The 24978-nt window shown below is 47.0% G+C and carries 25 protein-coding genes; 8 read left to right on the top strand and 17 right to left on the bottom strand.

Annotation, left to right across the window (positions count from 1 at the left end; genetic code table 11):
- Positions 1-129: 129 nt before the first annotated feature.
- The 4 genes from P5G61_RS06105 (at position 130) to P5G61_RS06090 (ending at position 3730) form a co-directional block, all read left to right on the top strand.
- Positions 130-1761, top strand: a complete 1632-nt coding sequence (locus P5G61_RS06105) for a thiamine pyrophosphate-binding protein (protein WP_301245471.1) — start codon at positions 130-132, stop codon at positions 1759-1761.
- A gap of 12 nt (positions 1762-1773) precedes the next feature.
- Complete coding sequence (locus P5G61_RS06100; RefSeq protein ID WP_301245469.1) at positions 1774-2142, top strand: carboxymuconolactone decarboxylase family protein; 369 nt, start codon at positions 1774-1776, stop codon at positions 2140-2142.
- Between the two features lie 190 nt (positions 2143-2332).
- Entirely contained in the window at positions 2333-2683 is a 351-nt protein-coding gene (locus P5G61_RS06095) for a hypothetical protein (protein ID WP_301245467.1), read from the top strand.
- A 54-nt stretch (positions 2684-2737) separates the two neighbouring features.
- Positions 2738-3730 (top strand): 3-oxoacyl-[acyl-carrier-protein] synthase III C-terminal domain-containing protein, encoded by a 993-nt coding sequence (locus tag P5G61_RS06090; protein WP_079345949.1) that lies wholly within the window; start codon positions 2738-2740, stop codon positions 3728-3730.
- A 178-nt stretch (positions 3731-3908) separates the two neighbouring features.
- Here P5G61_RS06090 and P5G61_RS06085 read toward each other — a convergent pair whose 3' ends face one another.
- The 7 genes from P5G61_RS06085 to P5G61_RS06055 all read right to left on the bottom strand — a co-directional run bounded on the left by P5G61_RS06085 (position 3909) and on the right by P5G61_RS06055 (position 10712).
- Positions 3909-4478: a manganese catalase family protein gene (locus tag P5G61_RS06085; protein WP_062319978.1), complete on the bottom strand. Its 570-nt coding sequence runs from the start codon at positions 4476-4478 to the stop codon at positions 3909-3911.
- Positions 4479-4569: 91 nt separating this feature from the next.
- Positions 4570-4845 (bottom strand): spore coat protein CotJB, encoded by a 276-nt coding sequence (locus P5G61_RS06080; RefSeq protein WP_301245462.1) that lies wholly within the window; start codon positions 4843-4845, stop codon positions 4570-4572.
- Positions 4835-5074, bottom strand: a complete 240-nt coding sequence (locus P5G61_RS06075; RefSeq protein WP_192265667.1) for a spore coat associated protein CotJA — start codon at positions 5072-5074, stop codon at positions 4835-4837. The genes P5G61_RS06080 and P5G61_RS06075 overlap by 11 nt, the downstream gene beginning before the upstream one ends.
- Positions 5075-5295: 221 nt before the next feature.
- Entirely contained in the window at positions 5296-6681 is a 1386-nt protein-coding gene (locus P5G61_RS06070) for a hemolysin family protein (RefSeq protein ID WP_435874078.1), read from the bottom strand.
- 52 nt (positions 6682-6733) lie between these two features.
- Complete coding sequence (yfkAB, locus tag P5G61_RS06065) at positions 6734-7870, bottom strand: radical SAM/CxCxxxxC motif protein YfkAB (protein ID WP_301245455.1); 1137 nt, start codon at positions 7868-7870, stop codon at positions 6734-6736.
- A 223-nt stretch (positions 7871-8093) separates the two neighbouring features.
- The gene (locus P5G61_RS06060; RefSeq protein WP_301245453.1) at positions 8094-9212 is read right to left on the bottom strand and encodes an HD-GYP domain-containing protein; all 1119 of its coding nucleotides are present in this window, start codon (positions 9210-9212) and stop codon (positions 8094-8096) included.
- A 69-nt stretch (positions 9213-9281) separates the two neighbouring features.
- A complete protein-coding gene (locus P5G61_RS06055) occupies positions 9282-10712 on the bottom strand; it encodes a bifunctional metallophosphatase/5'-nucleotidase (RefSeq protein WP_301245451.1) in 1431 nt (476 codons plus the stop codon).
- Between the two features lie 120 nt (positions 10713-10832).
- Here P5G61_RS06055 and P5G61_RS06050 point away from each other — a divergent pair, with 120 nt between their 5' ends.
- Together P5G61_RS06050 and P5G61_RS06045 are read left to right on the top strand one after the other, a co-directional pair.
- Positions 10833-11579 carry a molybdenum cofactor biosynthesis protein gene (locus tag P5G61_RS06050; RefSeq protein ID WP_301245449.1) on the top strand — a complete coding sequence of 249 codons (747 nt, stop codon included), beginning with the start codon at positions 10833-10835 and terminating at the stop codon, positions 11577-11579.
- A 124-nt stretch (positions 11580-11703) separates the two neighbouring features.
- Positions 11704-12753, top strand: a complete 1050-nt coding sequence (locus P5G61_RS06045; RefSeq protein WP_024629100.1) for an HD-GYP domain-containing protein — start codon at positions 11704-11706, stop codon at positions 12751-12753.
- Between the two features lie 144 nt (positions 12754-12897).
- On the opposite strand, the gene P5G61_RS06040 is transcribed toward P5G61_RS06045, so the two are convergent.
- The 10 genes from P5G61_RS06040 to P5G61_RS05995 all read right to left on the bottom strand — a co-directional run bounded on the left by P5G61_RS06040 (position 12898) and on the right by P5G61_RS05995 (position 22324).
- Positions 12898-13029, bottom strand: coding sequence for a YjcZ family sporulation protein (locus P5G61_RS06040; RefSeq protein WP_208642727.1), 132 nt, complete (start codon positions 13027-13029; stop codon positions 12898-12900).
- Between the two features lie 142 nt (positions 13030-13171).
- On the bottom strand, positions 13172-13891 hold the full coding sequence (locus P5G61_RS06035; RefSeq protein WP_301245445.1) for a M23 family metallopeptidase: 720 nt from the start codon (positions 13889-13891) through the stop codon (positions 13172-13174).
- Positions 13892-14079: 188 nt separating this feature from the next.
- Positions 14080-15432 (bottom strand): jacalin-like lectin, encoded by a 1353-nt coding sequence (locus P5G61_RS06030; protein WP_301245443.1) that lies wholly within the window; start codon positions 15430-15432, stop codon positions 14080-14082.
- A 189-nt stretch (positions 15433-15621) separates the two neighbouring features.
- Positions 15622-17019, bottom strand: coding sequence for a Fe-S cluster assembly protein SufB (sufB, locus tag P5G61_RS06025; protein WP_301245441.1), 1398 nt, complete (start codon positions 17017-17019; stop codon positions 15622-15624).
- A 20-nt stretch (positions 17020-17039) separates the two neighbouring features.
- Positions 17040-17471, bottom strand: coding sequence for a Fe-S cluster assembly sulfur transfer protein SufU (gene sufU, locus P5G61_RS06020; RefSeq protein WP_024629096.1), 432 nt, complete (start codon positions 17469-17471; stop codon positions 17040-17042).
- A complete protein-coding gene (locus P5G61_RS06015) occupies positions 17461-18681 on the bottom strand; it encodes a cysteine desulfurase (RefSeq protein ID WP_301245439.1) in 1221 nt (406 codons plus the stop codon). Before P5G61_RS06015 ends, sufU begins: the two co-directional genes overlap by 11 nt.
- Entirely contained in the window at positions 18678-19982 is a 1305-nt protein-coding gene (gene sufD / locus P5G61_RS06010; protein WP_285074677.1) for a Fe-S cluster assembly protein SufD, read from the bottom strand. The genes P5G61_RS06015 and sufD overlap by 4 nt, the downstream gene beginning before the upstream one ends.
- Positions 19983-20006: 24 nt before the next feature.
- Positions 20007-20789: a Fe-S cluster assembly ATPase SufC gene (sufC, locus tag P5G61_RS06005; RefSeq protein WP_090895331.1), complete on the bottom strand. Its 783-nt coding sequence runs from the start codon at positions 20787-20789 to the stop codon at positions 20007-20009.
- 372 nt (positions 20790-21161) lie between these two features.
- A complete protein-coding gene (locus P5G61_RS06000) occupies positions 21162-21722 on the bottom strand; it encodes a DUF1802 family protein (RefSeq protein ID WP_363325732.1) in 561 nt (186 codons plus the stop codon).
- A 140-nt stretch (positions 21723-21862) separates the two neighbouring features.
- Positions 21863-22324, bottom strand: coding sequence for a Dps family protein (locus P5G61_RS05995; protein ID WP_301245432.1), 462 nt, complete (start codon positions 22322-22324; stop codon positions 21863-21865).
- A gap of 301 nt (positions 22325-22625) precedes the next feature.
- On the opposite strand from P5G61_RS05995, the gene mtnK reads away from it, so the two are divergent.
- Together mtnK and mtnA are read left to right on the top strand one after the other, a co-directional pair.
- Positions 22626-23843 (top strand): S-methyl-5-thioribose kinase, encoded by a 1218-nt coding sequence (mtnK, locus tag P5G61_RS05990; protein WP_301245430.1) that lies wholly within the window; start codon positions 22626-22628, stop codon positions 23841-23843.
- Positions 23844-23888: 45 nt separating this feature from the next.
- Complete coding sequence (gene mtnA / locus P5G61_RS05985; RefSeq protein ID WP_301245428.1) at positions 23889-24962, top strand: S-methyl-5-thioribose-1-phosphate isomerase; 1074 nt, start codon at positions 23889-23891, stop codon at positions 24960-24962.
- Positions 24963-24978: the final 16 nt, after the last annotated feature.

Here is a 24978-nt window from a genome sequence, read left to right as displayed (position 1 = left end):
CAAAAAAAGCTACTCTTCCTATAAACAAGGATTGATTTCCTTTCACAACCTTAGACGATGACATACACTCCAAAAATGGAACTTGACCTGTGGGTCCAAAAACCTATTTTGTGAAGCGAGGTGTCCCGCATGAGAACAGTTGCGGACTATTTGGCAGAAGCTCTGCGTAATTTAGGCGTTACTCATGTCTTTGGTATTATCGGAAAATCCATATGCCCTGCTGTCCTGAAAATGGTTGATTACGGCTTGGAGTTCATTCCAGGTCGCCATGAATCCAGTTCAGGCTTTGCCGCTTCGGGCTATGCCCTCCAAACCGGGAAACTGGGTGTGGCCTTTGCCACTTCAGGTCCGGGCGGAACCAACTTGCTCACCGCCGCAGCACATGCCAAGGCCAACAACCTGCCTGTCCTGTTTATTACGGGTCATCAGTCCATTCAGGAACTGGGGCTTCCGCAATGTCAGGACTCCTCTTCCTACTTGGCCGATCTCGCCGAGATGTTCCGTCCTGCCACGTTGTTCAGCAAACTGGTAGAGCGTAGCGATCATTTCAGCACCATATTGAATCATGCCCTTTCCATTGCACTCGGTCCCAATAAAGGTCCGGTCCATCTCTGTCTTCCGTTTGATGTACAAACCGAACAGCTCGCTGACTTCCGGGTTGTAATCCCGGAGCCTGAACCCCTGATTAGCGTATCCAACCTGAATCATGTCCTCCCCTTGCTTCAACAGTCCAGTCATCCTTTAATTATTGCAGGTAAAGGCGTCAATCGCTCCAGAGCCCATGATGAATTGCTCCATTTGGCCGAACATTTCCATATTCCTGTCATTACTTCTCCCGGAGGAAAAGGTGCCATTGCTTGGGATCATCCCCTTTACCACGGCCCTTGCGGTGTTGGCGGCTTCCCTCATGCAGATGAGCTGCTGAATCAGAGTGATCTCTACATCGTACTCGGTTCACGTCTGAGCGATATGACGATCTGTAATTTGAAGCCGGAAAACCACCCTGCACATTTAATCCAATTCGACACCGATCCTGCATTCATTGGTAAAATACTTCATGCTCCAACCTTACATATCACTGGCGACTTGAAGGACAACCTGCAGTTTTTGCTCAGTACACTGACAGAACAACCTGTTCTCCCAAAAGGAACGACAACGGTTAATTACACCGTACCTCTCCCGGATCTGCCGAACCTGTCCCTAGCTTCCGTGCTGGAAGAAATGAGTGAATTGCTTCCCTATGATCATAAGCTGTTTGTGGATGATGGCAGTCATGGTTTCCATGCGGTTCAACGATATAAAGTCAAGAAACCTGGCAGCTTTGTGTTTGACGCCTATTTTGCCTGCATGGGCAATGCCATCGGCATGGCCATTGGCGCCAAGACTGCCGCACCGGAAGAAACCATTGTATGCATTACAGGTGACGGATGCTTCATGATGCTGGGAACCGAGATTAACACCGCTGTATGCAACAATCTGCCCGTCATCTTCATCGTAGTGAACAATAAACAACTGGATATGGCACTCAAAGGTATGGAAAAAACAACTGGCCGAATTGATGGCACCTTATATGAAGTGCCCATGGATGCATCGAAATTCGCTGAATCCCTTGGTGCTGTTGCCTTTCGAGCGGAAACTCGAGCCGAATTCGTCTCTGCTCTCCAGACCGCGCAGCAGCTGAACCAGGTTACCGTAATTGAGCTTCTTACCGATCGCGATGAGATTCCACCCACGGCACATCGTACCGTGACTTTGAATTAGGAGGAACATAGCATGAGTGAACAAGTGACTCAAGGATTGGAGCGTTTTGCAATGCTTTCCGGTGAATTTGGTGCCAAAGCACTGGCACCGATAAAGGATCAGTTTCCTGAGCTCGCCGAGTTTATTATGGGAACAGCTTACGGGGATATTTTTCAGCGCACAACCATTACCGATCAATGGAAGGAAGTCGCCATTATCTCTTCACTGATCTCCCAGGGGCAGTATGAGCAATTGGGGGTTCATTATACGATGGCACTAAGTGTCGGTGTAACCGTGGATCAGCTGAAAGGAATTCTGTTGCATCTGGCACCATGTGTTGGTGCTCCGCGGATCATCAGTGCTTTTAATATATTGCTTGCTACACTGGATGAAATCCAATAATTCACTCTTCTACATTTTTATACACGATTCGACTTTTTTATTGATCTTTTTACATCCCTACCTTTATAATATGGTTAAATTATCCTCCCAATCAGTCTACATCTCAGAAGCAGTCAGCGAGGGCCTTGAGGCCTACGTCTTGATTAGCAGGATAGCCTTAACTTATTTATTTAAAGGAGAGAGAACAATCATGGGAAGTTTTATACTGAAAACTGACGTTCCGAACAAGGTGTTAAACATTGAACTGGAGGGCTCTTTCTCTCAAGAAGACGGTTTACGTTCCATCTCGGCATACCAGGATACAATCGCTCCGATTAACACCAAGGACTATGACCTGACTATCGATTGCAAAAAGTTGAATGTTACCGCTCCGGAAATTGTGCCTCTTCTTGAGGGCTGCCTGCAGATGTTCAAAAAAGATGAATATAAAAAAGTGGTGCTGACGCTTGAGAATAATGCCATTCTGAAAATGCAGCTGGCCCGTCTTGGACGGTCTGTCGGATTGGACAACCTTGAGATCATCTCCACGGTTACGACCTAATAAACCAGGCGGACAAGCTGAGGGTTCACCCATCCGCTCAGGAGGAGAATGAAGATGGCTGGAATTCGTATTGTAGATATCGATATCTATCATCCAACGCATAAGGTGGGCAATGACTTTTACATTGAACATTTTGATGCAAGAGGTGTAGATATTCGGGGACTGTTAAAGGCACTTGGACGTGATACACGTTACAAAATTGACAACGATGATGAAAACTCACTAAGCATGGCCTTTGAGGCCGCCAGTAATCTGCTCGAGAAGACCGGACTTACCGGTGCCGATATCGATCTGATTGCTTATGCAAGTCAAACGCCGGAATACATCTTTCCTACGAATTCCTTAATGATTCATCGCCTGATTAACGGGGCATCCCATACGATTTGTATTGACAGCAATGCCAACTGTGCTGGCATGACCGCAGCCTTTGAACAAGTTAGCCGTCAGATGCTGGGTAATCCCAGAATTCGCCGTGCTTTGATTATTGGCTCGGATTACGTCGCTCCTCACGCAAGTCCCGACGATCCTGTATACTTCGCGAACTTCGGGGACGCAGCAGCAGCTGTCATTGTTGAACGGGACGAGCAGGCTGTCGGTTTTATTGACTCAATTTATCAGACCGATACCTGCGTATACGGCAATTCCCTCTTCCCGGCACAAGGTCTTGCAAAACTGGGCCAAACCGGTGTTGACGCAGGCGCCTTCCATGTAAAATTCATACCGTTTGATGATTCCATCTGTGTAGGGGCTGCTTCTGAATCGATTCGCACTCTGCTGAGTCGTAACGAGATCGGAGCAGACGAGATCAAAGCAGCTTGTTTCTCCCAATTATCCATTGGCAACATACGTGCTGTATCCGAGAACATTGGCATTGGAGAAGATATTGCCGTCTACATCGGAGACGAGTTCGGGTACACCTCAACCAGCAGTCCATTTATTGCATTGCATCGAGCCATTACATCCGGCCAAATTCAGCGTGGTGATAAAGTTTTGTTCTGGACCGTCGGCGCTGGGTGGCAAAATGTTGCCATGGTTGTTGAATACTGAGAGCATGATACACCGAATTCAAAGAAGCTGGGCAGACCTTTTGTACCCAAAAAGGATTGTCCTGCTTTTTTTGTAATGCTCTGGAATGGTGACTTTCACGAAAATAAAACAGATCAGATCCATAACAAAAACCGCCCTCTAGGCAGAGAACGGCAATAAGAACGATATGTGGTCCTTCTCAGAAAATTTTCTTCGTCTCCCGATCATCCTTCAGAATCTCTACCGCCTCCCGGAAACGCAAGGAATGCACAATCTCCCGTTCCCTCAGAAACTTCAGACTATCCTGGAGATCCACGTCATCCGTCAGATCGATCAACCATTGATATGTAGCCCGTGCCTTCTCTTCCGCAGCAATATCCTCGTACAAATCAGCAATGGGATCTCCCTTCGCTTGAATATAAGTTGCGGTGAAAGGTACACCCGAAGAATTCGTATAAAACAGGGCAGAATCACGCTGTGCATAGTTCGGCCCAAGTCCCGCTTCTTCCAGCTGTTCCACCGAGGCATCCTTTGTTAGCTTGTAGATCATCGTGGCAATCATCTCAAGATGTGCAAATTCCTCCGTACCGATATCATTCAATAGCCCGATAATCTTGTCCGGAATCGTATACCGCTGGTTCAAATACCGCAAGGCAGCCGCCAGTTCCCCGTCTGCGCCCCCATATTGTTCCGCCAGCAATTTTGCCATGTGAGGATCACATTTGCTAACCCGAACGGGATATTGCAGTTTTTTCTCATACACCCACATACAGACGCCCCCTTTAGAATTTAAATCAACCTGCTTACGTTTCCCCGAGCTCCCGTCAGGATAGTTTGCAAGGAAGCTCAGGGCTGTTATCTCACACTTGCCAAGGCCATGGTGTCTGGGACCACTCCCAAGGATATTTGGAGAACGCATGACCAAAGTTCATCAGCGGTCCGTACAATTGCTGAAACTCATGCGCCACTCTCATGCGCTCCTGGCTGAATTTGTTATACTGCTCAATGCTCTGATAGTCACCCGGATGGGTGTCCAGATACAGGTTCAGCTCAACCAATACAAAATCCAAGGCCTGGAGTTCCTCCAACAGCTCATAGTATTTTGCATCACAGACTTTCGGTGCTTCAGGTTCCATCCGCTTCCACCTTCCTCCCCTTCGATCTCGCAGGTGTATATGGACTGTACAAAGCAGGCCACAACGTTCCGATTCTTAAGGCTTCTGCCGGACTGTACTGCGGCCAGCCCATCGGCTGAAAAGGGATAAATAATTGCGGAGGAACCAGATACGTTCGAATCTCTTTCGGTGGACAAGGATCAAAAGGCCCTATAAAAGGAGCATAAGCACGAAGCTGTGGATCTTTCACAAAACAGCGCCTCCTTTATCACGGATTTGGTGCATGCACATCGCAAGTATTAAAAGCATTCATTTTCCGTCTCTATAACCATATGTCGCGATCTCCCAAGTTAATCCCAAATTCAGCTTAACGCAAAAAAAAGACCCTCGGCTCACCCACCCCACTGGGCGTCTCCGAAGGTCAATCTGTTCTATCGCGGCAAATTACAGCCATGTATAATCCAAGAATCCCTAGTCCGTATGACGATCCAACTCATCCTGATCGGAATGTTGCTCCTGTTCTCCGGCATTAATCTCGTTCTGTTCGGGCACAGGTCGCTTGTACACCTTCACGCGGGTAATCCGCAGACGAGTTGATTCCTCTACTTCAAAGACATATCCGTTCTGTTCCCGTGTTTTGCCTTTAGCCGGACTGCCCTCAAGCTCCTTGAACAGCCAACCGCCAATCGTATCGACTTCCTCATCCTCAATGACAGCTCCGGTCCATTCATGGACCTCTTCAATCAGGGAACGACCATCGATGGAAAAGGCTTCTCCACTGCGCTCCAAATGCGGACGTTCGTCCTCGAACTCATCATACAGATCACCAACAATCTCTTCCAAAATCTCTTCGGCAGTCAGCAAGCCAGCTGTCCCGCCATATTCGTCGACCACCAGCGTCATCTGGGAGTGCTTTTTCTGCATTAAACGAAGTACATGACTGATCTCCATCGATTCAGGCACATTCAGAATTGGACGAACAAGCGCAGCCAGATCATGCTGCTGGTCTGGTTCAGCGAGAAGTAGATCGGTGATGTGGATAAATCCGATAATCTCATCCTTATCCTCAACAGCGACAGGGTAACGAGAATGCTTCGTTGCATTAATAATTTTCAGGTTTTCTTCCAGCGACATATGAGTGTATAGACAGTCCATATCCGTACGCGGCAGCATAATTTCACGCGCCAGCATATCGGAGAAATCAAAGATGTTATCCATCAGTTTGATTTCATCCTTATCAATGACACCACTCTTGGCGCTTTGTTTCATCAAAATGCGAAGCTCATCTTCCGAATGGGCCTCCCCTTCGCTGGCAGGTTCAATGCCTGCCAAACGCAGCAGTGCATTGGCTGACGCGTTCAGCACCCAGATGAACGGGAAGAAGATTTTATAAAATAACAGCAATGGTGCCGATAGCAGTAAAGCCACTCCGTCTGTTTTTTGAATCGCCAAAGATTTGGGCGCAAGCTCACCCAGCACAATGTGCAGAAACGTAATGATACAGAAACCGATGATGACGGATACTGTCGATATAAGTCCTGTATCCGCTACACCAAGCTTGAACATCAGAGGTTCGACCAATAATTCAGAAATGGCCGGTTCACCGAGCCAACCAAGCCCGAGCGATGTCAGCGTGATTCCGAACTGGGTAGCCGATAGGTAGGCATCCAATTTCCCATTCACCTTCAGTGCATAACCAGCCAACTTATTCCCTTCACTCTGTAATTGAGTGAGACGTGTTTGTCTAACTTTAACCAGGGAAAATTCCGCTGCGACAAATACGCCATTCAAAAATACGAGCAGAAACACACAGACCAGATTAAATACCAACTGCCCGAGATGAAATTCGGTATGAATACCCAAGTCGAAACTCCCCTTTTTGATCTATTTCAGGAATACACCTGGAATATCAACGTGTAATTGCTTTTCTCGATTTGAAATCCACACCTTTATAATACATGTCTGCCACGAGCAGATTCGGACCGCAGCAAGAAGCAGCATCACAATGACAGTTCACTGTCTGATTCAAAGGATGTTCCGCCGACCACTCATGGAATACGTCATCCAGCTTCCGGTCACGAATGTTGCCAAACGCCGGGATGTCAGCAAAATCGGTAACATACACGTTTCCGGTAAACATGTTGACGTTAACGCGGTTACGACCGTCGGGATCGTTACGAACCGTTACCTTGGGCTCGCTATATAAGCGGTTAATGAGCTCCCGATCCTGGTCTGCTGCACTGCATGCGAAGAACGGAAGTGTACCAAACAGCATCCACATATCCTTGTCACGCACATCCAACAAACGATGAATAGCCGCTCTCATATGATCAAGGGAAAGCACCGGCAGCGCAGAAGCAAAATTCGAGTTATACATCGGATGTACTTCATGACGGACACAACCCATCTCACGGATCAATTGATGAATGCCCTCAAGCTTGTCATGGGTACGGAAATTAATCATGGATTCCGCAGAGATAAACATGCCCGCTTCACTGAGCTTACGGGAATTTTCCATCATTTTCTCATACATCTTCACCGCTACTTCACGCTTTACGGGTCTTCCACTGTTGGCAAAACCGACCTGGTGAAAGTCATCGGCATTCAGATAATTGAATGAGATATGCATAACGTCCAGATATGGCAAAAGCTGCTCGTACCGACGAATATCCAGCGTCAGATTCGAGTTGATCTGGGTACGAATCCCCCGATCCTTGGCATATTTAAGCAGCGGAATGATCATCTCATCCACGGTCTTCTGACTGAAGCTCGGCTCACCACCTGTCAGACTGATCGTCTGAAGGTGCTCCACCTCATCCAGCCTTTTAAGCATTAAAGGCAACGGAAGCGCAGGTGCTTCGCGCATCGTTAACATATCTCCTACTGCACAATGCTCACAGCGCATATTGCACAGATGAGTTACGGTCATTTCTACACTGGTCAGCACATGGCGTCCATATGTACGCAAAGAGCCGATCGGATCCCAAGGATCATTAGTCGGGGATAAAGGCATCGGTTCTACCGATCCTGAGTTTAGCATGGTCATTGTTCTTCACCTTATTCCTTTTATTAACCTAAAAAGTTTTATTTACAACATACCCCGTCTTCATCTTTTTGGAGTTATCTTTTATCATAGCACAATTTCCTGCGCTCTGGCATGAGCATGCTCTGTCCATTACATGACAAAAAACGCCCCCGTAACATCCGGGCCAAGCTGACCCGGACGTTACGATATGAGCGCTGACCCATTCTCCATTAGATGTCAGATATCAAAATATTTCATTACGTGCTGAAGCTGGCGTAGCGTCTTCCACCCCTTCAACGCCTGTAATCATAACAGACAGCGCTGTGGACAGATCAATTTCATAGGGTGCGCTTAAGGTCTGTCCATCTGCGTCCTTGAGAACACGAATGCGTGGTCGTTGAGGAACGCGGGAATGGATGGCTGCAACAACCCCGATTTCTCCTGTACTCAACGTGACGGAAATACCTAAGGGGTAGATCGCTACACAATCACGAAATTTTTCTAACATACGCTGTTCATATAATGTCCCTGAACCCGTGTATAATACCTCAACCGCCTGATGAGGCAGAAAGGCTTGACGATACACCCGATTGGTCGTCATCGCGTCATAAGAGTCGGCAAGGGCCAACCACTTTGCATATTCATGGATTTCATTGTCTTTCAAACCAAAGGGATATCCGCTGCCATCAATCCGTTCATGATGCTGTAAAGCGCAATGTGCAGCAAGGAGCGGTATACCCGGTTCATCTTTGAGAATACGATGTCCATATGTAGTATGCTGCTGTATGATTTTGAATTCCTCATCACTCAGCCTGGAGGGCTTGTGCAGAATTTCTGGGGCAATCTGTGTTTTTCCAATATCATGTAACAAGGCCCCCAGACCAATCTCCATTAATTGCTGGCGTGTATAACCCGAAGCCACTCCAAGAACCAAGGTGTATACACATACATTCAATGAGTGATTATACAGATCAAAATCACTGGAGTTCATATCCATCAGCATAATCATCGCTTCCTTCTGACTGCCAATGTCCTCCAGTATCGCATTCATCAACCCGCTAAGTGCTTTACCGAAGTGTGGAATCCGGCTTTTGGTTTTCACCCCGGACATGCTCTGAAATTGCTGCTTGATCTCGACCAGCGCTCTGCGCCTGGTCTCTTCCTGCAGCATATCCGGAATGATGATATCTTCTGTTGCTGCATCCGAAATATACACATAGCCGATCCCCAAATCCTTGAGACGTCCAATCAACCGACTGGTCAGCTCCACTCCATCACTAAGCAGAACCAAACCCTCTTGACTATAAATTCGTTTCCCCAGCTTCATGCCAGGCTGCAATAGGTTTATATGTACTAAACGCACAGCCTATCCTCTCCCGCTCCGTAGATGTAATTTCCACTAGCCGCCGCTTCAGCAGAAGGCAAGTACTTGTTAGATTTCATGCCAACGGGATCGCAAGCTGTCATCCAGCGCCCCTGGCCTTTTCAATTCCGTTTCGAGCAGGTCACGTATAAATTCAGGAAGTCGATACGTTGTATCCGTTCCAAGAGAAAGGGTCGGATACCCTACGTTGAACGTAAACATGTCGAGTGTTCCCACCACATATTCATGTTCATCACGAATCGGTTCACCATCAATATATATGGCACGGATCTTCTCGTATGGAGGCGCGTGTGGATCATACTCCACGTCCATCCCATCCATGCACAAGGTTCCTAAAATATGCCCGCGAAATCCAAACCCGATAATCGGTTTTCGTGAGAACTCTGACAACAGCGACTGCTCCAGTGCCTCCCGAATCTGAATTCCATTCAAGCATATTGTACAGGCATTAATGGGAGATGGACATAGGGAATGTAACATTCCCTTTGTAATATTGCCCTGCGGAAGATCTGCAAGAAGCTGCCCGGCGTTCACAAGTGACAACTGCGCTCCGGTGAACTGACGAACTGCCTGGGCAAGCAATGACGCAAACGGAGACTCATGATCATAATCAATGGCGAGTGTTCTATCCGTTATAACGGCTGTCTGGCCAAGCGCCCGTTCGGCTTCCGTCCGATGTGTGTCTATGGCCAGCGCTACCCTTTCTTCAAGCATCATGTTCTGGACCGGAACACAGCCACTGCTCACCAGTGCAAGTTCATTCGCTCCATATTCTCGCTCCAATACCACCTTACCGAGCCACTGACCAAACTTGCCTGCCGCTCCAAGCACCGTCTGACCAATGACTAATGGTTCTTCCAATACATGATGTGTGTGTCCGCCCAGAATGACATCGATGCCCGGGATCTGTTCGGCCAGTCTGCGATCTGTTGAAAGCCCCAGATGGGACAAAATAACGATCACATCCACCTGAGAACGCAAAGCTTCAACTTGCTCACGCAGTGCCTCTACCGGCTCCAATACATCCCATCCCAACAATTCGTAAAAAGCGGTAAAGGGTGCTGTAGCACCAAGCAGACCGATGCGAAATGGCCCCTTCTCCAGAATGAGAGAGGATTTCATCCAAACTGGTGGCAGGCCCGTAGCCTGGTCCACAACATTTCCACATACGACTGGGCACAGAAGTCCAGAGTAAGACTGTGCCAGTTGTTCGGGTGTAAAGGTTAGTCCTTCGTTGTTCCCGATTGTTATGGCATCGTAACCGGTCAGATTAAGAACATCGACGTTAGCCGCCCCCAGAGTGCCCTCCGTCTCAACTGCCATCCGGTCCATATGATCTCCGATATCTACTACCAGAAACTCTCCGGCCTCTTTCTTCTCCTGTCCGATCATGGCGGCGATGGAGCTCATGGAGCCAAAATGACTATGGATGTCATTCGTGTGTAGAATCGTTAGTGTTTGCGTCTTCCTGGTGCTCATCACACCGCCTCCCTCTTATCGTATATAACGTACATTCCTCTAATGGATAAGCATAACATTTTCCGCGTCGTTATGATATATTTATAGGGTTTAGAGATTAAAAAGAGGTGAGTTATTCGCATGAAATTGACAATTCAACTATTTGCAGGCATCGCTGAACGTCTGGGCACATCCCTGCTCGAATATGAATACCCTGGAACGGATCCAACTCCTGTGCAATTAAAAGAAAACCTGAGCCTTGCTTACCCAGAAGCGGCGGATCAAATACGCGTTTCTTTCCTGGCAGTAAACCAACAGTATGCTTCTGCCGATATTATAATCAAGGCCGAGGACGAACTCGCCTTAATTCCCCCTGTGTCGGGAGGAGATGGGACCCATTTGACTGGTGACGAACAGCGTTCTGCCCATCCCGAGCATCGTACGGATGACGGATTATTCCTGATCACCCAGTCCCCACTGTCCGTAGAAGCTACAACGAAGCTAGTCATCACTGCAAACCATGGAGCAGCCCTTACCTTTGTTGGCACCACCCGTGAAATGACCGGACAACAACGAACGGTTCATCTCGAGTACGAGGCCTATGTACCTATGGCACTTTCTCAGATGGCGGCTATCGGCAGTGAAATCAATGAACGCTGGCCAGGTGTGATATGTGCGATAAGTCACCGGATTGGGCAGGTAGACGTAGCAGAGATCAGCGTTGTCATTGCCGTTTCCTCCCCTCATCGCAGTGACTGCTACGATGCAAGCCGCTACGCGATCGAAAGACTCAAACAGAATGTCCCCATTTGGAAAAAAGAAGTATGGGAAGATGGTTCCGAGTGGAAAGGTCATCAACTAGGACCCTGGAACCCCATGGACAATTAAATAACTAGTCATTCGACCCTTTGAACGGGCAATGAAATTAGTAAATAAGTCGTTGTCAACCCATTTTTTTCTTGTTATTATAATGATATATGTCGATATTAGTCGAGGAAAAGGTGGTTTATACGTGAGAGTGCATGTTACTGATCTTAAACCTGGCGACCTGCTAAAAAATGATGTGTACAACAGTTCGGGTCTCCACATGCTGATGAAAGGTTCCAGACTCAGCGACGATGATATTGCCAAGCTGCTGCAGCACGGAATCGATTACGCAGATGTAGAGCATACAACATCTGACCTCCACTCTGATGCACAAACCTTACCTTCCGATCAAACCCGTCTGTTAACTAACCTGTTTAACGATACGATCAAAGGTACAGAATCTCTGTTCGAACAAGCGATGGAGAAGGGTTTTATTGATGAGACTCAGGTCGATGAGATTTTGATAACCCTAACGGGACAGCTTGAAAAACAAAAGGATGTTGTCTCCTTGCTACTGATGCTTGACGGGGATAATGACTATACCTACAATCATTCTTTACAAGTCGGAATGCTCGCTTTTTATATCGCCGGCTGGATGGGCTACAACCCTGAGGAATGTTTGACTGTAGCCAAAGCAGGATATCTTCACGATATAGGCAAGTCCAAAATTCCTTCTGAAATGTTACATAAGCCAGGCAAATTAACGCCCGAAGAATTTGAAGAAATGAAGAAACATACGTTATATGGTTATGAGATTGTCATGGAATCTACTCAGGATGAGATTCTTGCAACCGTTGCCCTCCAGCATCATGAGCGTGAAGATGGAAGTGGCTATCCTTACGGACTGAAAGGCGACGAGATTCATCCATTTGCCCGTATAACGGCTGTAGCAGATGTGTACAGCGCGATGACGACCAATCGGGTGTATCAGACCAAGCAGGAACTTATCTCCGTGCTATGCGAATTGTACAGCCTCAGCTTTGGTCAGTTGAATGCTGAAGTCACACAGGAACTCATCAAACATATGCTACCCAATTTTATTGGCAAAAGGGTTCTGCTCACAACCGGCGAAACTGGTCTGATTGTTTTGAATAACCCTGCGGATTACTTCCGACCACTCGTTCAGACCTCTACAGCCTTTATCGATTTAGCGAAGGAAAGAGATATAGCCATCGTTGAAATTTATATCCAGTAAGCCAGCAATAAGCGTCAGGAATCCGCAGCAGCAGTTAGCGTAATTCAAATCCAAGAGAACATCCGATACAACGTTTACCTCGTATGCATGTGAATAAAGGGGAGCCACTAAGGCTCCCCTTTATTCGGATTAATTCATATCGGATTAAACGCAGAATGCTTTCGTGATGATTACCAACAGAATGAACAGTACCAAGATCGCACCAGTGTTTGTGAACATATTGTATCCGCCTACGCCGCCTACGTTGCCGCCACAGCCATATCCTACTTCGCTCATGTGATTGCCTCCTCTTCATCAGGTATACCCTAACATATGACGTTTCCGGTTAGATGAACCGGGCGAACGGGCAACATTCCATAAATGGTTGTCTGCCTGCTTTTGCCTGAAAATTAAATTCACCTTTACTCCTGATCCGTAGTTAATCTGAGGAACCGGAAGAGACCTTGATCCCCTTTTCCTTACGATACATGATAACCAGCAATCTCCAAAAATCATAACTGCCCGTCTCATTCATTATAAACGGTTGGTAATAACGATAAGCTTCCTCTGCCCAAGACGGACAAGCCATACTGGCAATGTTCTTTTGCTGCTGGATCCAGGCCGACTGGGATTCCAGCATCTTCTCCATCGCTGTTAACCGTTCTCTTTCCTCCATCGTCATTGGCGTCTCCTCCGCTCCTTCCACAGTTAAATTATATTCAGATTGCAAATAGATTCCTGGATCCACAACACCATTCACACTGGCCGTATATCCATACGAAGGGGTGCTGGATTTGCGTACCTCATAATGCACATGTGGCCCTGTACTTTCACCCGTGCTCCCCTGGTTGCCCAGAAGCTGCCCTTGCTTTATTTGCTGTCCAACTTTTACTGCAATTCGGGAAAGGTGGGCATAACAATGCAAGTAACCCCTGTGATCCTGTACCGCAACCGTAAGCCCGTAACCGCCGAATCCTGAGCCTGTAGCCCCTTCCGCGGCAAAACATACAGTCCCGTCCATAAATGCATGTATGGGCCCATTCCATGGCTCTGTGACGAGATCAATTCCACGATGAAATGTCTGTCCGCCAGAAATAGGATGAATTCGGTAGCCAAATGAACTTGTAATCCGATATCCCTTAAACGGATTGTCGCTCATGTATTCACATCCTTTTCTATCATTAGATGCTTGAATCTAGTAAATGGCTTGTGCTATTGTTCTTATTTTATTACAAAAAAGAACCGCTCAGAATGTTATTGGTCCAAACCCTGCGGTCTTTTCCAATGCTTATTCCAAGCGGTGATATAGATTATTATCTGTTCCCTATCGTTCCAAGATTAAGGGAATTAAGGTTGGACAGGCTTATAAATCACTCCAAGCTGATCAATCTCTTGATCGGCTCTTCCATAAAACCCGGCGATATACCAACCCGCAGGCGCGTCCAGAATGATCTGCTCTGAAGTCTTCTGTCCCCCTGCAATTTTATTCCCCAGATTGGTCGTTAATTCAAGGTGAAAGATTCGTTTATCTCCATTTCGTGTCCCCTGACTAATCGTTGCCCGTGTTAGATATTCACCATTAGCGAGATTCAGTGTGGAAGTATTGGATTTCCCTCCATGTGTCAGACTCGTTCCATCTCGATACAACGTCGTAATACCATCCACACGGTTGCCCGTGTCCAGTACAATTGAGCCAGGCTGCGCATCAGGGATGCGCTCCAAATCATTAAAGCCAGTCCCACCTGCTCCTCCAATGGTTGAACTGAGTCGATATGCAGGGGACACACTGTATACAAAATTTGCTGTAATCGGAAAATGATCAGACAGTTGATTTCCAGATGGATCAACGAATTTCTGATCTTCCACACGATAACTTGCGGCATTCAATGTTAACGCTTTGCTTCCACGGTATAAGATTTTGTCCACAATTTCATAATTGGGGCCATTGACGTTGCCAGCATCCATAAGCGCATCTCCATCTGCCGGAATGCTTCCACCCCGAACGAGATCAATCCAGGGATCATGCAATTCATTTTCCGTCAGCAGCATCTCGATGTTGTCTGAAGCACGGGTATAACGAGTATTCGTATCACCAAAAACAATGACCGCGTTGCTCTCAGATTGATTTTTTATGTAATCGGAAAGCTGTCTGATGTTATCACGTCTGGCTTCAAGCGATTTATCATCGTCGCCTGCGTCTGCGTGCAGATTATATACATCAATTTTCACGCCAGGTGCAATCTCGTAGGTTGCTGCGGTGAAACCTTTGGGCGTCAGCTCATCACTTCCATTATCAAACAGACCGGATCGCTTGTTCCAGGTTACCCTTTTCAAGTCACGGAACGGATACCGGGATAAACTGTTCAACCCGCTTCCAAATCCGGCTAGCCCGCTCGTTTGAGTCAAATAAGGCAGGGTTACTTGCGAAATCAACTGGTTGTGGTAATTAAAATCCTCCTGCACATTAATGATGTCATAGTCGTTCAGCTTAGGGGAAATCTGCACCGTATACTCTTGGGGCTTGTAACTGGAAACGAGACTGGGGAGACCGCCTACATTATAACTTAGGATGTTGAACGAACCGGAGGCTGCTCCGTCCTCAGCAGCATGTGCAGCAGGGGAGTACAGAGGTAATATGCTGAATGTAACCAGCGCTGATAATAATAAAGCCTTTGTTCTTTTTGCTAATGGTTGCCTCATTAAATGATCCCTCCTCATATTTGAATCCATTCAAATATAGGTAATCAGTGTTACGGGAAAATAAATCAAATGTATATTTTTGTATTTTTAATCATTTCAAATCTGGTTCAAGCCTGCATACAGAGACAGATCTCCACAAAACAAAAAAAGATCGAGGGAAAATCCCCCGACCTCTTTGTTGCAGCTGTATTAACCGATACTGCCTTCCATTTCGAACTTAATCAATCTGTTCATCTCTACCGCATATTCCATCGGCAGTTCCTTCGTGAACGGTTCAATGAAGCCCATGATAATCATCTGTGTTGCTTCGGCATCAGTCAAACCACGGCTCATCAGGTAGAAGAGTTGATCCTCGGACACCTTCGATACCGTAGCTTCATGCTCCAGCATAATGTTATCATTCATGATTTCATTGTAAGGAATCGTATCGGATGTGGACTCATTATCCAGAATGAGCGTATCACATTTGATATTGGATTTCGCACCTTCCGCTTGGCGACCAAAGGAAGCCAGACCACGGTAGGTTACTTTACCGCCATGTTTACTGATCGATTTGGATACAATTGTTGATGTTGTATCTGGAGCCAAGTGAATCATTTTCGCACCTGCATCCTGATGCTGATTTTTGCCAGCTACAGCGATGGACAGAACCGAACCTTTAGCTCCGCGACCTTTCAATATAACTGCTGGATATTTCATCGTCAGTTTGGAACCGATGTTGCCATCGACCCATTCCATCGTTGCATTCTCTTCAGCAACCGCACGTTTGGTAACCAGGTTGTAGATGTTTGGTGCCCAGTTTTGAATCGTTGTGTAACGAACACGGGCATTTTTCTTACAAATGATCTCAACGACCGCACTATGCAGTGAGTTCGTGCTATAGATCGGGGCTGTACAGCCCTCAACATAGTGAACGAAGCTATCTTCGTCTGCAATGATGAGTGTACGCTCGAACTGTCCCATATTTTCGGAGTTAATCCGGAAATAGGCTTGCAGAGGCACTTCACATTTCACGCCTTTAGGTACGTAGATGAAGCTTCCTCCGGACCAAACGGCACTATTCAGTGCAGCAAATTTGTTATCTGCTGGTGGAATAACGGTTGCGAAATATTCACGCAGGATTTCCGGATGCTCTCTAAGTGCAGTATCCGTATCCATGAAGATTACGCCCTGATCTTCCAATTCTTTTTGCATGTTGTGATATACAACCTCGGACTCATACTGAGCCGATACACCTGCGAGGAACTTTTGTTCCGCTTCAGGGATACCCAACTTATCAAAAGTTTCCTTGATTTCAGAAGGTACCTCTTCCCATGTTTTCCCTTGCTTATCAGAAGCACGAACATAATACTGAATTTCATTGAAATCTAACCCGTCGAGATCTCCGCCCCAATTCGGCATCGGCATCTTTTCGAATTGTTTCAGGGATTTCAAACGGAACTCCAACATCCATTCCGGTTCGTTCTTAATCTTGGAAATCTCGGTAACGACTTCTGCAGTCAGACCTTTACCGGTTTGAAAGATAGATTTGTGTTCGTCGCGAAAACCATATTTATACTCTTCCATTTCTGGTGCTTTTTTAGCCATCTTGCTCTACCTCCCTATCGTTATTGTACATTGTCCTCTTCGTCAATTCCTTTGCGTAATGCATTCCAGGCCAGAGTGGCACATTTGATGCGTGCAGGGAACTTGTTCACACCGGATAGGGCTTCGAGATCTTCATAATCGTCGAAATCGACTTCTTCCCCTTTCATCAGTGAGGAAAAACGGTTAGCCATGTCGAGTGCCTGATCCATCGTTTTGCCTTTCACCGCCTCGGTCATCATCGATGCCGAGGACATGCTGATGGAACAGCCTTCCCCCGTATACTTGGCTTCCTGAACGATTCCGTCCTTCAGCAAAAGTTGCAGTGAAATCCGGTCGCCGCACGTTGGATTATTCAAATTCACCGTGACAGCGTCATTATCAAATGTTCCGCGGTTACGCGGGTTTTTGTAGTGGTCCATTATGACACGCCGGTACAGATCATCAAGTTGCATCGCCAAAATACTCCTTTGTCTGGATTAAGGCGCTAACAAGTCGGTCCACATCTTGTTCGTTATTGTATAGATAGAAACTGGCACGAGCTGTTGAACTGACTTCCAGCCAGCGCATCAGCGGTTGGCAGCAGTGGTGTCCGGCACGAATGGCTACGCCACTCGCATCCAGCACCGTTGCCACATCATGCGGGTGTACATCACCGAGGTTAAATGTAACCACTCCGACATGACGCTTGGCTGGTCCATAAATGGTCAGTCCGTCAATCTCGGCCATACGTTCCGTTGCATAAGCTGCCAGCACACTTTCATGATGAGCAATCTCATCCATACCAATCTGCTCCAGGAAATCGATAGCTGCACCCAATCCAACCGCACCTGCGATAATCGGGGTTCCACCTTCAAACTTCCAAGGAAGCTCTTTCCAATTGGAATCGTAGAGGCCAACCTCATCAATCATTTCACCGCCGAACTCAACCGGTTCCATGGACTCCAGCAGCGCCTTTTTGCCGTAAAGTGCACCGATTCCGGTTGGTCCGCACATTTTATGGCCGGATAATGCGTAGAAATCACAGTCCAGATCCTGCACATCCACCTTCATGTGCGGTGTGCTCTGTGCGCCATCTACAACGATGACAGCACCATTGCGGTGTGCAATTTCAGCGATTTGTTTTACTGGATGAACAACACCCATAACATTGGATACATACGCGATTGCAACAATTTTGGTTTTGTTTGTAATCGTCCTTTCCACATCAGCCAAATCAATGTTGCCATCTGGCTGAAGCGGAATGTATTTCAAGGTCGCTCCCGTTTCCTTGGCTACCTGCTGCCATGGAATCAGATTGCTATGGTGCTCCATCTGCGTAATAACAATTTCGTCGCCTTCTTTGCAAACTGCGCGTCCGTAAGACGAAGCAACCAAATTCAAAGCGGTCGTTGTCCCACGGGTGAAAATGATCTCCTGTGTGCGTCGCGCGTTGATAAACTTGGCAACCTTCTCCCGTGCGCCTTCATAAGCATCCGTTGCACGGCTTCCAAGCGTATGAACACCACGATGCACATTGGAGTTCTCAAATTCATAATAATGTTTAATTGCTTCGATTACAGCCAGCGGCTTCTGGGAAGTCGCTGCGTTATCTAGATATACGAGCGGGTGTCCGTTGATTTCCTGGTGGAGGATCGGGAACTGCTCGCGGATAGCCGGGTTCATTGTCCCAGTTTCCGTTCGATGAGAGACTGCAACTGGGTACGCAGTGCTTCCAGAGGAATATCCGCCACCACCGGAGCCAGGAAGCCGTAAATGATCAGGCGTTCCGCATCCGTACGGTTAATCCCGCGCGACATCAAGTAATGAATCTGCTCCACATTGACTTGACCTACAGAGGCTGCGTGACCTGCTGTTACATCATCCTCATCAATGAGAAGGATTGGGTTGGCGTCTCCACGTGCTTTCGGGCTCAGCATCAGTACTTTCTCTGTTTGCTGTCCGTCCGCTTTAGTAGCACCTTTCTCAATCTTCGTGATTCCGTTGATGATTGCAGAAGCTTCTTCACGCATAACTGCACGCGTAATCATTTGGCTTGGCGTGTTTTTGCCGAAGTGACGAGCTTCTGTTGTATAGTTCAGTTTCTGGGAACCTGAACCTACTGCAATCACTTTGGAATCGGAGCTTGAGCCATTTCCTTTAAGAACTGTCATCGTGTTGCTTGCAGTATCACCGTTGTTCATCTCGCCAACGATCCACTCAATCGAACCGTCGTTCTCTACCACTGCACGGCGGAAAGATACGTCGGTAACACTTGTGCTCAGTTGGTGAACAGATGCGAAACGGACTTTGGCACCAGCTTTCACGAACACTTCCACAACACCGTTATGGAATACAGGTGAAGACAGTTCGCCGGATACATAGTTATCCACATAAGTAACGGAACTGTTGGACTCAGCAACGACAAGCACGTGAGGTGCAAACGTTGCAGAAGCATCGTCTGTGAGCAGTACCGCTTGAAGTGGAACTTCAATTTCAACGTTTTTCGGAACATAGAGGAATACCCCGCCGTTCCAAAGTGCTGCATGCAGTGCTGCAAGTGAATGCTCATCTGCTTTTACAGCCGTATTCAGATATGGTTTTACCAGATCGCTATGATCGCGAACCGCTGTAGCCAGATCTGTGAAGATAACTCCTTTTGCTGCAAGATCAGCAGACAACTTGGAGTAAACTGTACCGGAATTGCGCTGGATAACTAGGCTGCCTTCCGCTTGGTCCTTAACCAGATCTTTAATGGAAGCTGGTACTTCCTCAAGTGAAGCAATCGCTTCACTTGCTTTGTATGTGCCGTACTCGCTGACATTCCAGCGTTCGATTTTTTGTTTTTCCAGTTTGGGAAGCGCAAGCCCACTTGCAAGCTTAAGGGCTTCGAGCCGCTGCTCGGTCAACCAGCCGGGTTCATTGTTGCTTTCCGACAAGGCGCGAAGCGCTTCAGATTCAACCGGAAGAATTGTTTGTGTAGTCATTGATTATCCTCCTCCGTTTTGTCTTTACGCTTCTTGACCTACAGTTTCGTCTGTAATTCCCAGCTCTTCCTTAACCCAGTCATATCCTTCAGCTTCCAGACGGTGAGCCAGTTCAGGTCCGCCGGACTTCACGATACGACCTTGCATCATTACGTGTACATAGTCAGGAGTAATGTAGTTCAACAGGCGTTGGTAGTGAGTGATGATCAGGAATCCGCGATCTTCGCTCTTCATTGCGTTTACACCGTTTGCCACGATTTTCAGAGCATCGATATCCAGACCGGAGTCGATTTCATCGAGTACTACAATTTTCGGATCCAGCAGCATCATTTGCAGAATCTCGTTCCGTTTTTTCTCACCACCGGAGAAACCTTCATTCAGGTAACGGTGAGCAAATTCAGGATTCATGTCGAGTTCTTTCATTTTACCTTCCATTTGGCGAATAAACTTGATCAGGGAGATCTCGTTACCTTCACCACGACGTGCGTTAATTGCGCTACGCAGGAAGTCGGAATTCGTTACACCAGCAATTTCACTCGGGTATTGCATAGCCAGGAACAGACCTGCACGAGCGCGCTCGTCTACAGCCATATCCAGTACATCTTCACCATCAAGTGTAATTGTACCTTCTGTTACTTCATATTTAGGGTGCCCCATTAGTGCAGAAGCCAGTGTTGATTTACCTGTTCCGTTCGGACCCATGATTGCGTGGATTTCTCCACCTTTCATTTCCAGGTTGATGCCTTTCAGGATTTCCTTACCTTCGATCGTCGCTTTCAGACCTTCAATGACGAAATTCGTAGCCATGTGTATTGTTTCCCTCCATTGATTAAATTGATGTTTACTTTCGAAAACGAAAAAGCGCCTATTAAATATCTGAACAGGGCTTCCCCTGAATTTCTCCTGTACTCCAATCTCCAAAGCAAGAATCACTTTAGAATAATTCTAAACTGATTCTCAATGATTATCAAGTCATTTCCTAAGAACTCTTGTCCCTTACAGGAAACATTATTCTATCTGATTCTATAATAAAAGCCAGATTGAATCAAATAACAAAACTTCTTCGTCATAAATAGACAGTGAGAAAAATCACAGGGATTCAACCTTTTATCGAATCTGCTCCCCTCAACCGAAAAAGGACCTATCCATATCATGGACAAGTCCTTTCGATAAATAACATTACATTTTGAGCGTCTCGTTAATCTTCTGTACCTGTTCGTCAAAATCCGCAACGTCCACCACCGGCGTCATATCGCTCGGCACCGGACCATTCGGAATGGAAATCCATGAACGGCATCCGTTGTATTCAGGTAATACGGGAATCTCCATCGGTTCCTTCAAACGGTACACTCGGAGTATCAATACGTGAAGTGGTTCTTTGCGTTTCCACTTTAGGCGATCTTCGGCAAAATCCCCAGTCCACATATGAAAGTCAAGAAGTCGATCCAGCATCTCCTGATCTCTGATCTCCAAATCCTGCGTCACTTCAGCATAAGCCGTGAGACGGATCGTCGAAGCTTCAGGCACCCATTCGGCCAGTGATTCCTCAACATAGGAATGATCAGAGGACTTTACCAGTTCTTTACGCTGATGTTCATAAGTCGGATACAGATAGAACGCTGGACTTTTCAACTCAAAACGTCGGGTTTCCTCCACAATCCCGCCTTTGCGCATCACCATAATCTGGCGACCCGTTTCCAGCGCTTTGATTGCGGAGGCCCATTCTTTTAATGCCGGTATCGTTGTGCCTATTATAACGTTCCCCTCCCGAAGTCAGTCTTGTCAGCAGTATAGACGCTCGGCGTCATCCTGACAACGAGTAAGGGAAGATAGAGCAATTGTATTGCAAGCGATCGCCAACTCGGCTGGTCAAGCTGAAATCAGCCCAAGAAAGAGCGAAGCATCCACATATGTTTCTCCAGATCAGCCTTGAAGCCTGTCAGCATGTCGGATGTTGGTTGGTCTTCCGCAGCTTCAGCTACTTCAATACCTTCCTGATACTCGTTCGACAAAGTCGCAAAATCCTCAATCAGGTTCTGTACCATTGTTTTTGCATCTTCACCGCCAGCTGCTTCCTGGATGGAGGAAAGCTCCATATACTCTTTCATTGTTGCCGCTGGACTTCCTTTGAGAGTCAAAATGCGTTCTGCGATTTCATCCATTTGTACAGTCACTTCATTGTAGAATTCTTCAAATTTTACATGCAGTGTGAAAAAGTTAGGTCCTTTTACATACCAGTGATAGTTATGGATTTTGACATACAGGACGTTCAGGTTTGCTACCTGACGATTAAGTACTTGTTCCACCGATTTCGCTTGATCTGTTTTGTTTTTTGTAGCCATCTTAATCCCATCCTTTTATTATAAAATTAGTCTGACATTCATTTTAAGCAGGTTATCCTGCCGTAAATGACAGTGATTTAACAATTCGGCTCCACCCTGTGGCGGAGAGCCTTGTCGGCGGTATTCCTGTCAACCGTCCGGCCTATTTGTTTTTACCCGTGTACAGGAAGTTCGAAACAAGTCCGGTATCACCTGTCTCAAAAAAAGGGTACAAAATCACAGTTATTTCCGATATACTGACATATACCAAGCAAAGAAGTGGGTTTTCTCCTGTTTCTTCATATATATGGAGGTGGCATTCTTGTCCCAATATCACCCATTAACACCCCAGGATGCAATCGAACTGGCCAAAACATTACCGGGTCCGTTTGCAGCAGATGCGAATCTGGAATGTCGTGAGATCGGTGACGGCAATCTGAATTTGGTCTTCCATATCACGGATCGGAACTCCGATAAAAGTATCATTATCAAACAGGCTCTTCCTTATGCGAAAGTGGTCGGAGAATCATGGCCCCTGTCTCTGGTACGTGCCAGAATTGAAAGGGAAATCCTTCAGGAAGAGTATCGTCTATGTCCGGGAATGGTACCCGAAGTGTACCATTATGATGATGACCTCGCCTTAACTGTAATGGAAGATTTGAGCGATCATGTGATTATGCGCAAGGGCCTCATCGATGGCGAAACATATCCTCTTTTTGCAAAACACATTGGGGAGTTTATGGCAAGGACATTATTTTTCACATCAGACCTGGGTATGAACCAGCAGTTGAAGAAAGAGAAACAGGGCAGATTCGTCAATCCGGATCAATGTAAAATAACCGAAGATTTGATCTTTGATGAGCCATATCGCATTGCGGAGAAAAATAATTATGAGGCTTCAATTGAAGACGAAGCGGAAGCACTTCGCACAGATGGGGAACTTCATCTTGAAGTCGCCTTACTGCGTGAGAAATTCCTGACCCACGGTCAAGCCCTGCTTCATGGTGATCTGCACACAGGCAGCATTTTCGTCACACCTGAATCGACCAAAGTCATTGATCCCGAATTTGCTTATTTTGGGCCAATGGGATTCGATGTAGGTGCCGTGCTTGCCAATTTGCTTCTCCATTACGCCTCGCTGCCAGGTCGAATTCAAGATCAGACGGCGCTTCGTGAGCGTGAAACGATTTTGCTGGATATGGTTTGTGACGTATGGACTGAATTCGAATCCCGCTTCCGTGGTCTGTGGACTTCCGATCTGGTTGATCCTATGGCTAAAGCGCCTGGGTACGAAGACCTTTATGTACAACAATTATTCAGAGATTCTGCTGGCTTTGCTGGCGCGAAAATGGTTCGCCGTATTGTCGGACTTGCGCATGTCGCAGATATCGATACGATTGAAGATGCAACAGAACGTGAACGTGCTCAGCGCAAAGCGCTGGCGATCGGTAAAGCACTCATCAAGCGTAATCGCAATCTGAATACGATTGGTGAACTCCTGGATACTGTAGCTACTGCGCTTACTACCATCAAAGTCTGATTCATAGAACTCATAAAGCTTTACTCAAGGAACGGAGGAACACCCATGACAACCCCTGAACATCAGCCTCTGTCCTCCCTTATATGGAAAAAGGACAAGCTCGAAATGCTTGACCAGCGTCTGTTGCCCGAAACGATTCTGATGCTGAAACTGTATACGCCCGAGGAAGTATGGGAGTCCATCCACTCCATGAAAGTACGCGGCGCTCCCGCGATCGGAATTGCAGCTGCTTTCGGCGTCGTACTAGGCGCCAAAGCATTTGATGGACTTGCCGTACAAGGCTGGCTGGAACATGTAAAATCCATCTGTGCGCATCTGGCCACTTCCCGTCCCACAGCAGTGAATCTGTTCTGGGCGCTGGATCGCATGATGCAAAAAGCAAGTGACCTCGCTGAATCCGGTGCAAACATCGAAGAGAGTAATGCTGCTCTTGAAGCAGAAGCTCTCTTGATTCAAAAAGAAGACGAAGAAGTTTGCCGCTTGATTGGTGAAAATGCTCTTCCTCTGTTCGCAGACGGTATGGGTGTACTCACACACTGTAATGCAGGTGGTCTTGCAACCGCGAAATACGGCACGGCGACTGCACCGATGTACCTCGCTCATGAGCGCGGCATTAACCTTAAAGTATTCGCAGACGAGACGCGTCCTGTCCTTCAGGGCGCACGCCTTACAGCATTCGAGCTCCAGCAAGCCGGTATTGACGTTACTCTGATCTGCGACAACATGGCTGGTATGGTGATGTCCAAGGGCTGGATTCAGGCCGTTATCGTGGGTACAGACCGCGTCGCTGCCAATGGGGATGTAGCTAACAAAATTGGAACATACAGTGTAGCGGTCCTTGCTAAAGCGCACAACATTCCATTTTATGTAGCCAGCCCACTGTCCACCATTGACCTGTCTACGCCATCCGGAGATCTCATTCCGATTGAGGAACGTGCTGCCGAGGAAGTAACGGAAGGTTTTGGCAAACGTACAGCACCGCAAGGGGTGAAAGTATTCAACCCGGCGTTTGACGTCACGCCTAACGAATATGTAACAGCCATTATTACGGAAAAAGGCGTCGTTCGCGCTCCTTTCCAAGAGAATCTGGCTGCCCTGTTCGCCAAGGATGAAGCTTAATTATTGAAGCAAATTT

The sequence above is a fragment of the Paenibacillus vandeheii genome (assembly GCF_030433635.1).
In the GTDB taxonomy this organism is placed as follows: domain Bacteria; phylum Bacillota; class Bacilli; order Paenibacillales; family Paenibacillaceae; genus Paenibacillus; species Paenibacillus vandeheii.
The sequence above is the reverse complement of the archived record's forward strand: the minus strand, read 5'-3'. Positions and strand labels throughout refer to the sequence as shown.

Bases quoted from the DNA above. Each gene is read 5' to 3' on its own strand.
- P5G61_RS06105 (WP_301245471.1), top strand. From the start codon at position 130: ATGAGAACAGTTGCGGACTATTTGGCAGAAGCTCTGCGTAATTTAGGC.
- P5G61_RS06100 (WP_301245469.1), top strand. From the start codon at position 1,774: ATGAGTGAACAAGTGACTCAAGGATTGGAGCGTTTTGCAATGCTTTCC.
- P5G61_RS06095 (WP_301245467.1), top strand. From the start codon at position 2,333: ATGGGAAGTTTTATACTGAAAACTGACGTTCCGAACAAGGTGTTAAAC.
- P5G61_RS06090 (WP_079345949.1), top strand. From the start codon at position 2,738: ATGGCTGGAATTCGTATTGTAGATATCGATATCTATCATCCAACGCAT.
- P5G61_RS06085 (WP_062319978.1), bottom strand. From the start codon at position 4,478: ATGTGGGTGTATGAGAAAAAACTGCAATATCCCGTTCGGGTTAGCAAA.
- P5G61_RS06080 (WP_301245462.1), bottom strand. From the start codon at position 4,845: ATGGAACCTGAAGCACCGAAAGTCTGTGATGCAAAATACTATGAGCTG.
- yfkAB (WP_301245455.1), bottom strand. From the start codon at position 7,870: ATGACCATGCTAAACTCAGGATCGGTAGAACCGATGCCTTTATCCCCG.
- P5G61_RS06055 (WP_301245451.1), bottom strand. From the start codon at position 10,712: ATGAGCACCAGGAAGACGCAAACACTAACGATTCTACACACGAATGAC.
- P5G61_RS06050 (WP_301245449.1), top strand. From the start codon at position 10,833: ATGAAATTGACAATTCAACTATTTGCAGGCATCGCTGAACGTCTGGGC.
- P5G61_RS06040 (WP_208642727.1), bottom strand. From the start codon at position 13,029: ATGAGCGAAGTAGGATATGGCTGTGGCGGCAACGTAGGCGGCGTAGGC.
- P5G61_RS06035 (WP_301245445.1), bottom strand. From the start codon at position 13,891: ATGAGCGACAATCCGTTTAAGGGATATCGGATTACAAGTTCATTTGGC.
- P5G61_RS06030 (WP_301245443.1), bottom strand. From the start codon at position 15,432: ATGAGGCAACCATTAGCAAAAAGAACAAAGGCTTTATTATTATCAGCG.
- sufB (WP_301245441.1), bottom strand. From the start codon at position 17,019: ATGGCTAAAAAAGCACCAGAAATGGAAGAGTATAAATATGGTTTTCGC.
- sufU (WP_024629096.1), bottom strand. From the start codon at position 17,471: ATGCAACTTGATGATCTGTACCGGCGTGTCATAATGGACCACTACAAA.
- P5G61_RS06015 (WP_301245439.1), bottom strand. From the start codon at position 18,681: ATGAACCCGGCTATCCGCGAGCAGTTCCCGATCCTCCACCAGGAAATC.
- sufD (WP_285074677.1), bottom strand. From the start codon at position 19,982: ATGACTACACAAACAATTCTTCCGGTTGAATCTGAAGCGCTTCGCGCC.
- sufC (WP_090895331.1), bottom strand. From the start codon at position 20,789: ATGGCTACGAATTTCGTCATTGAAGGTCTGAAAGCGACGATCGAAGGT.
- P5G61_RS05995 (WP_301245432.1), bottom strand. From the start codon at position 22,324: ATGGCTACAAAAAACAAAACAGATCAAGCGAAATCGGTGGAACAAGTA.
- mtnA (WP_301245428.1), top strand. From the start codon at position 23,889: ATGACAACCCCTGAACATCAGCCTCTGTCCTCCCTTATATGGAAAAAG.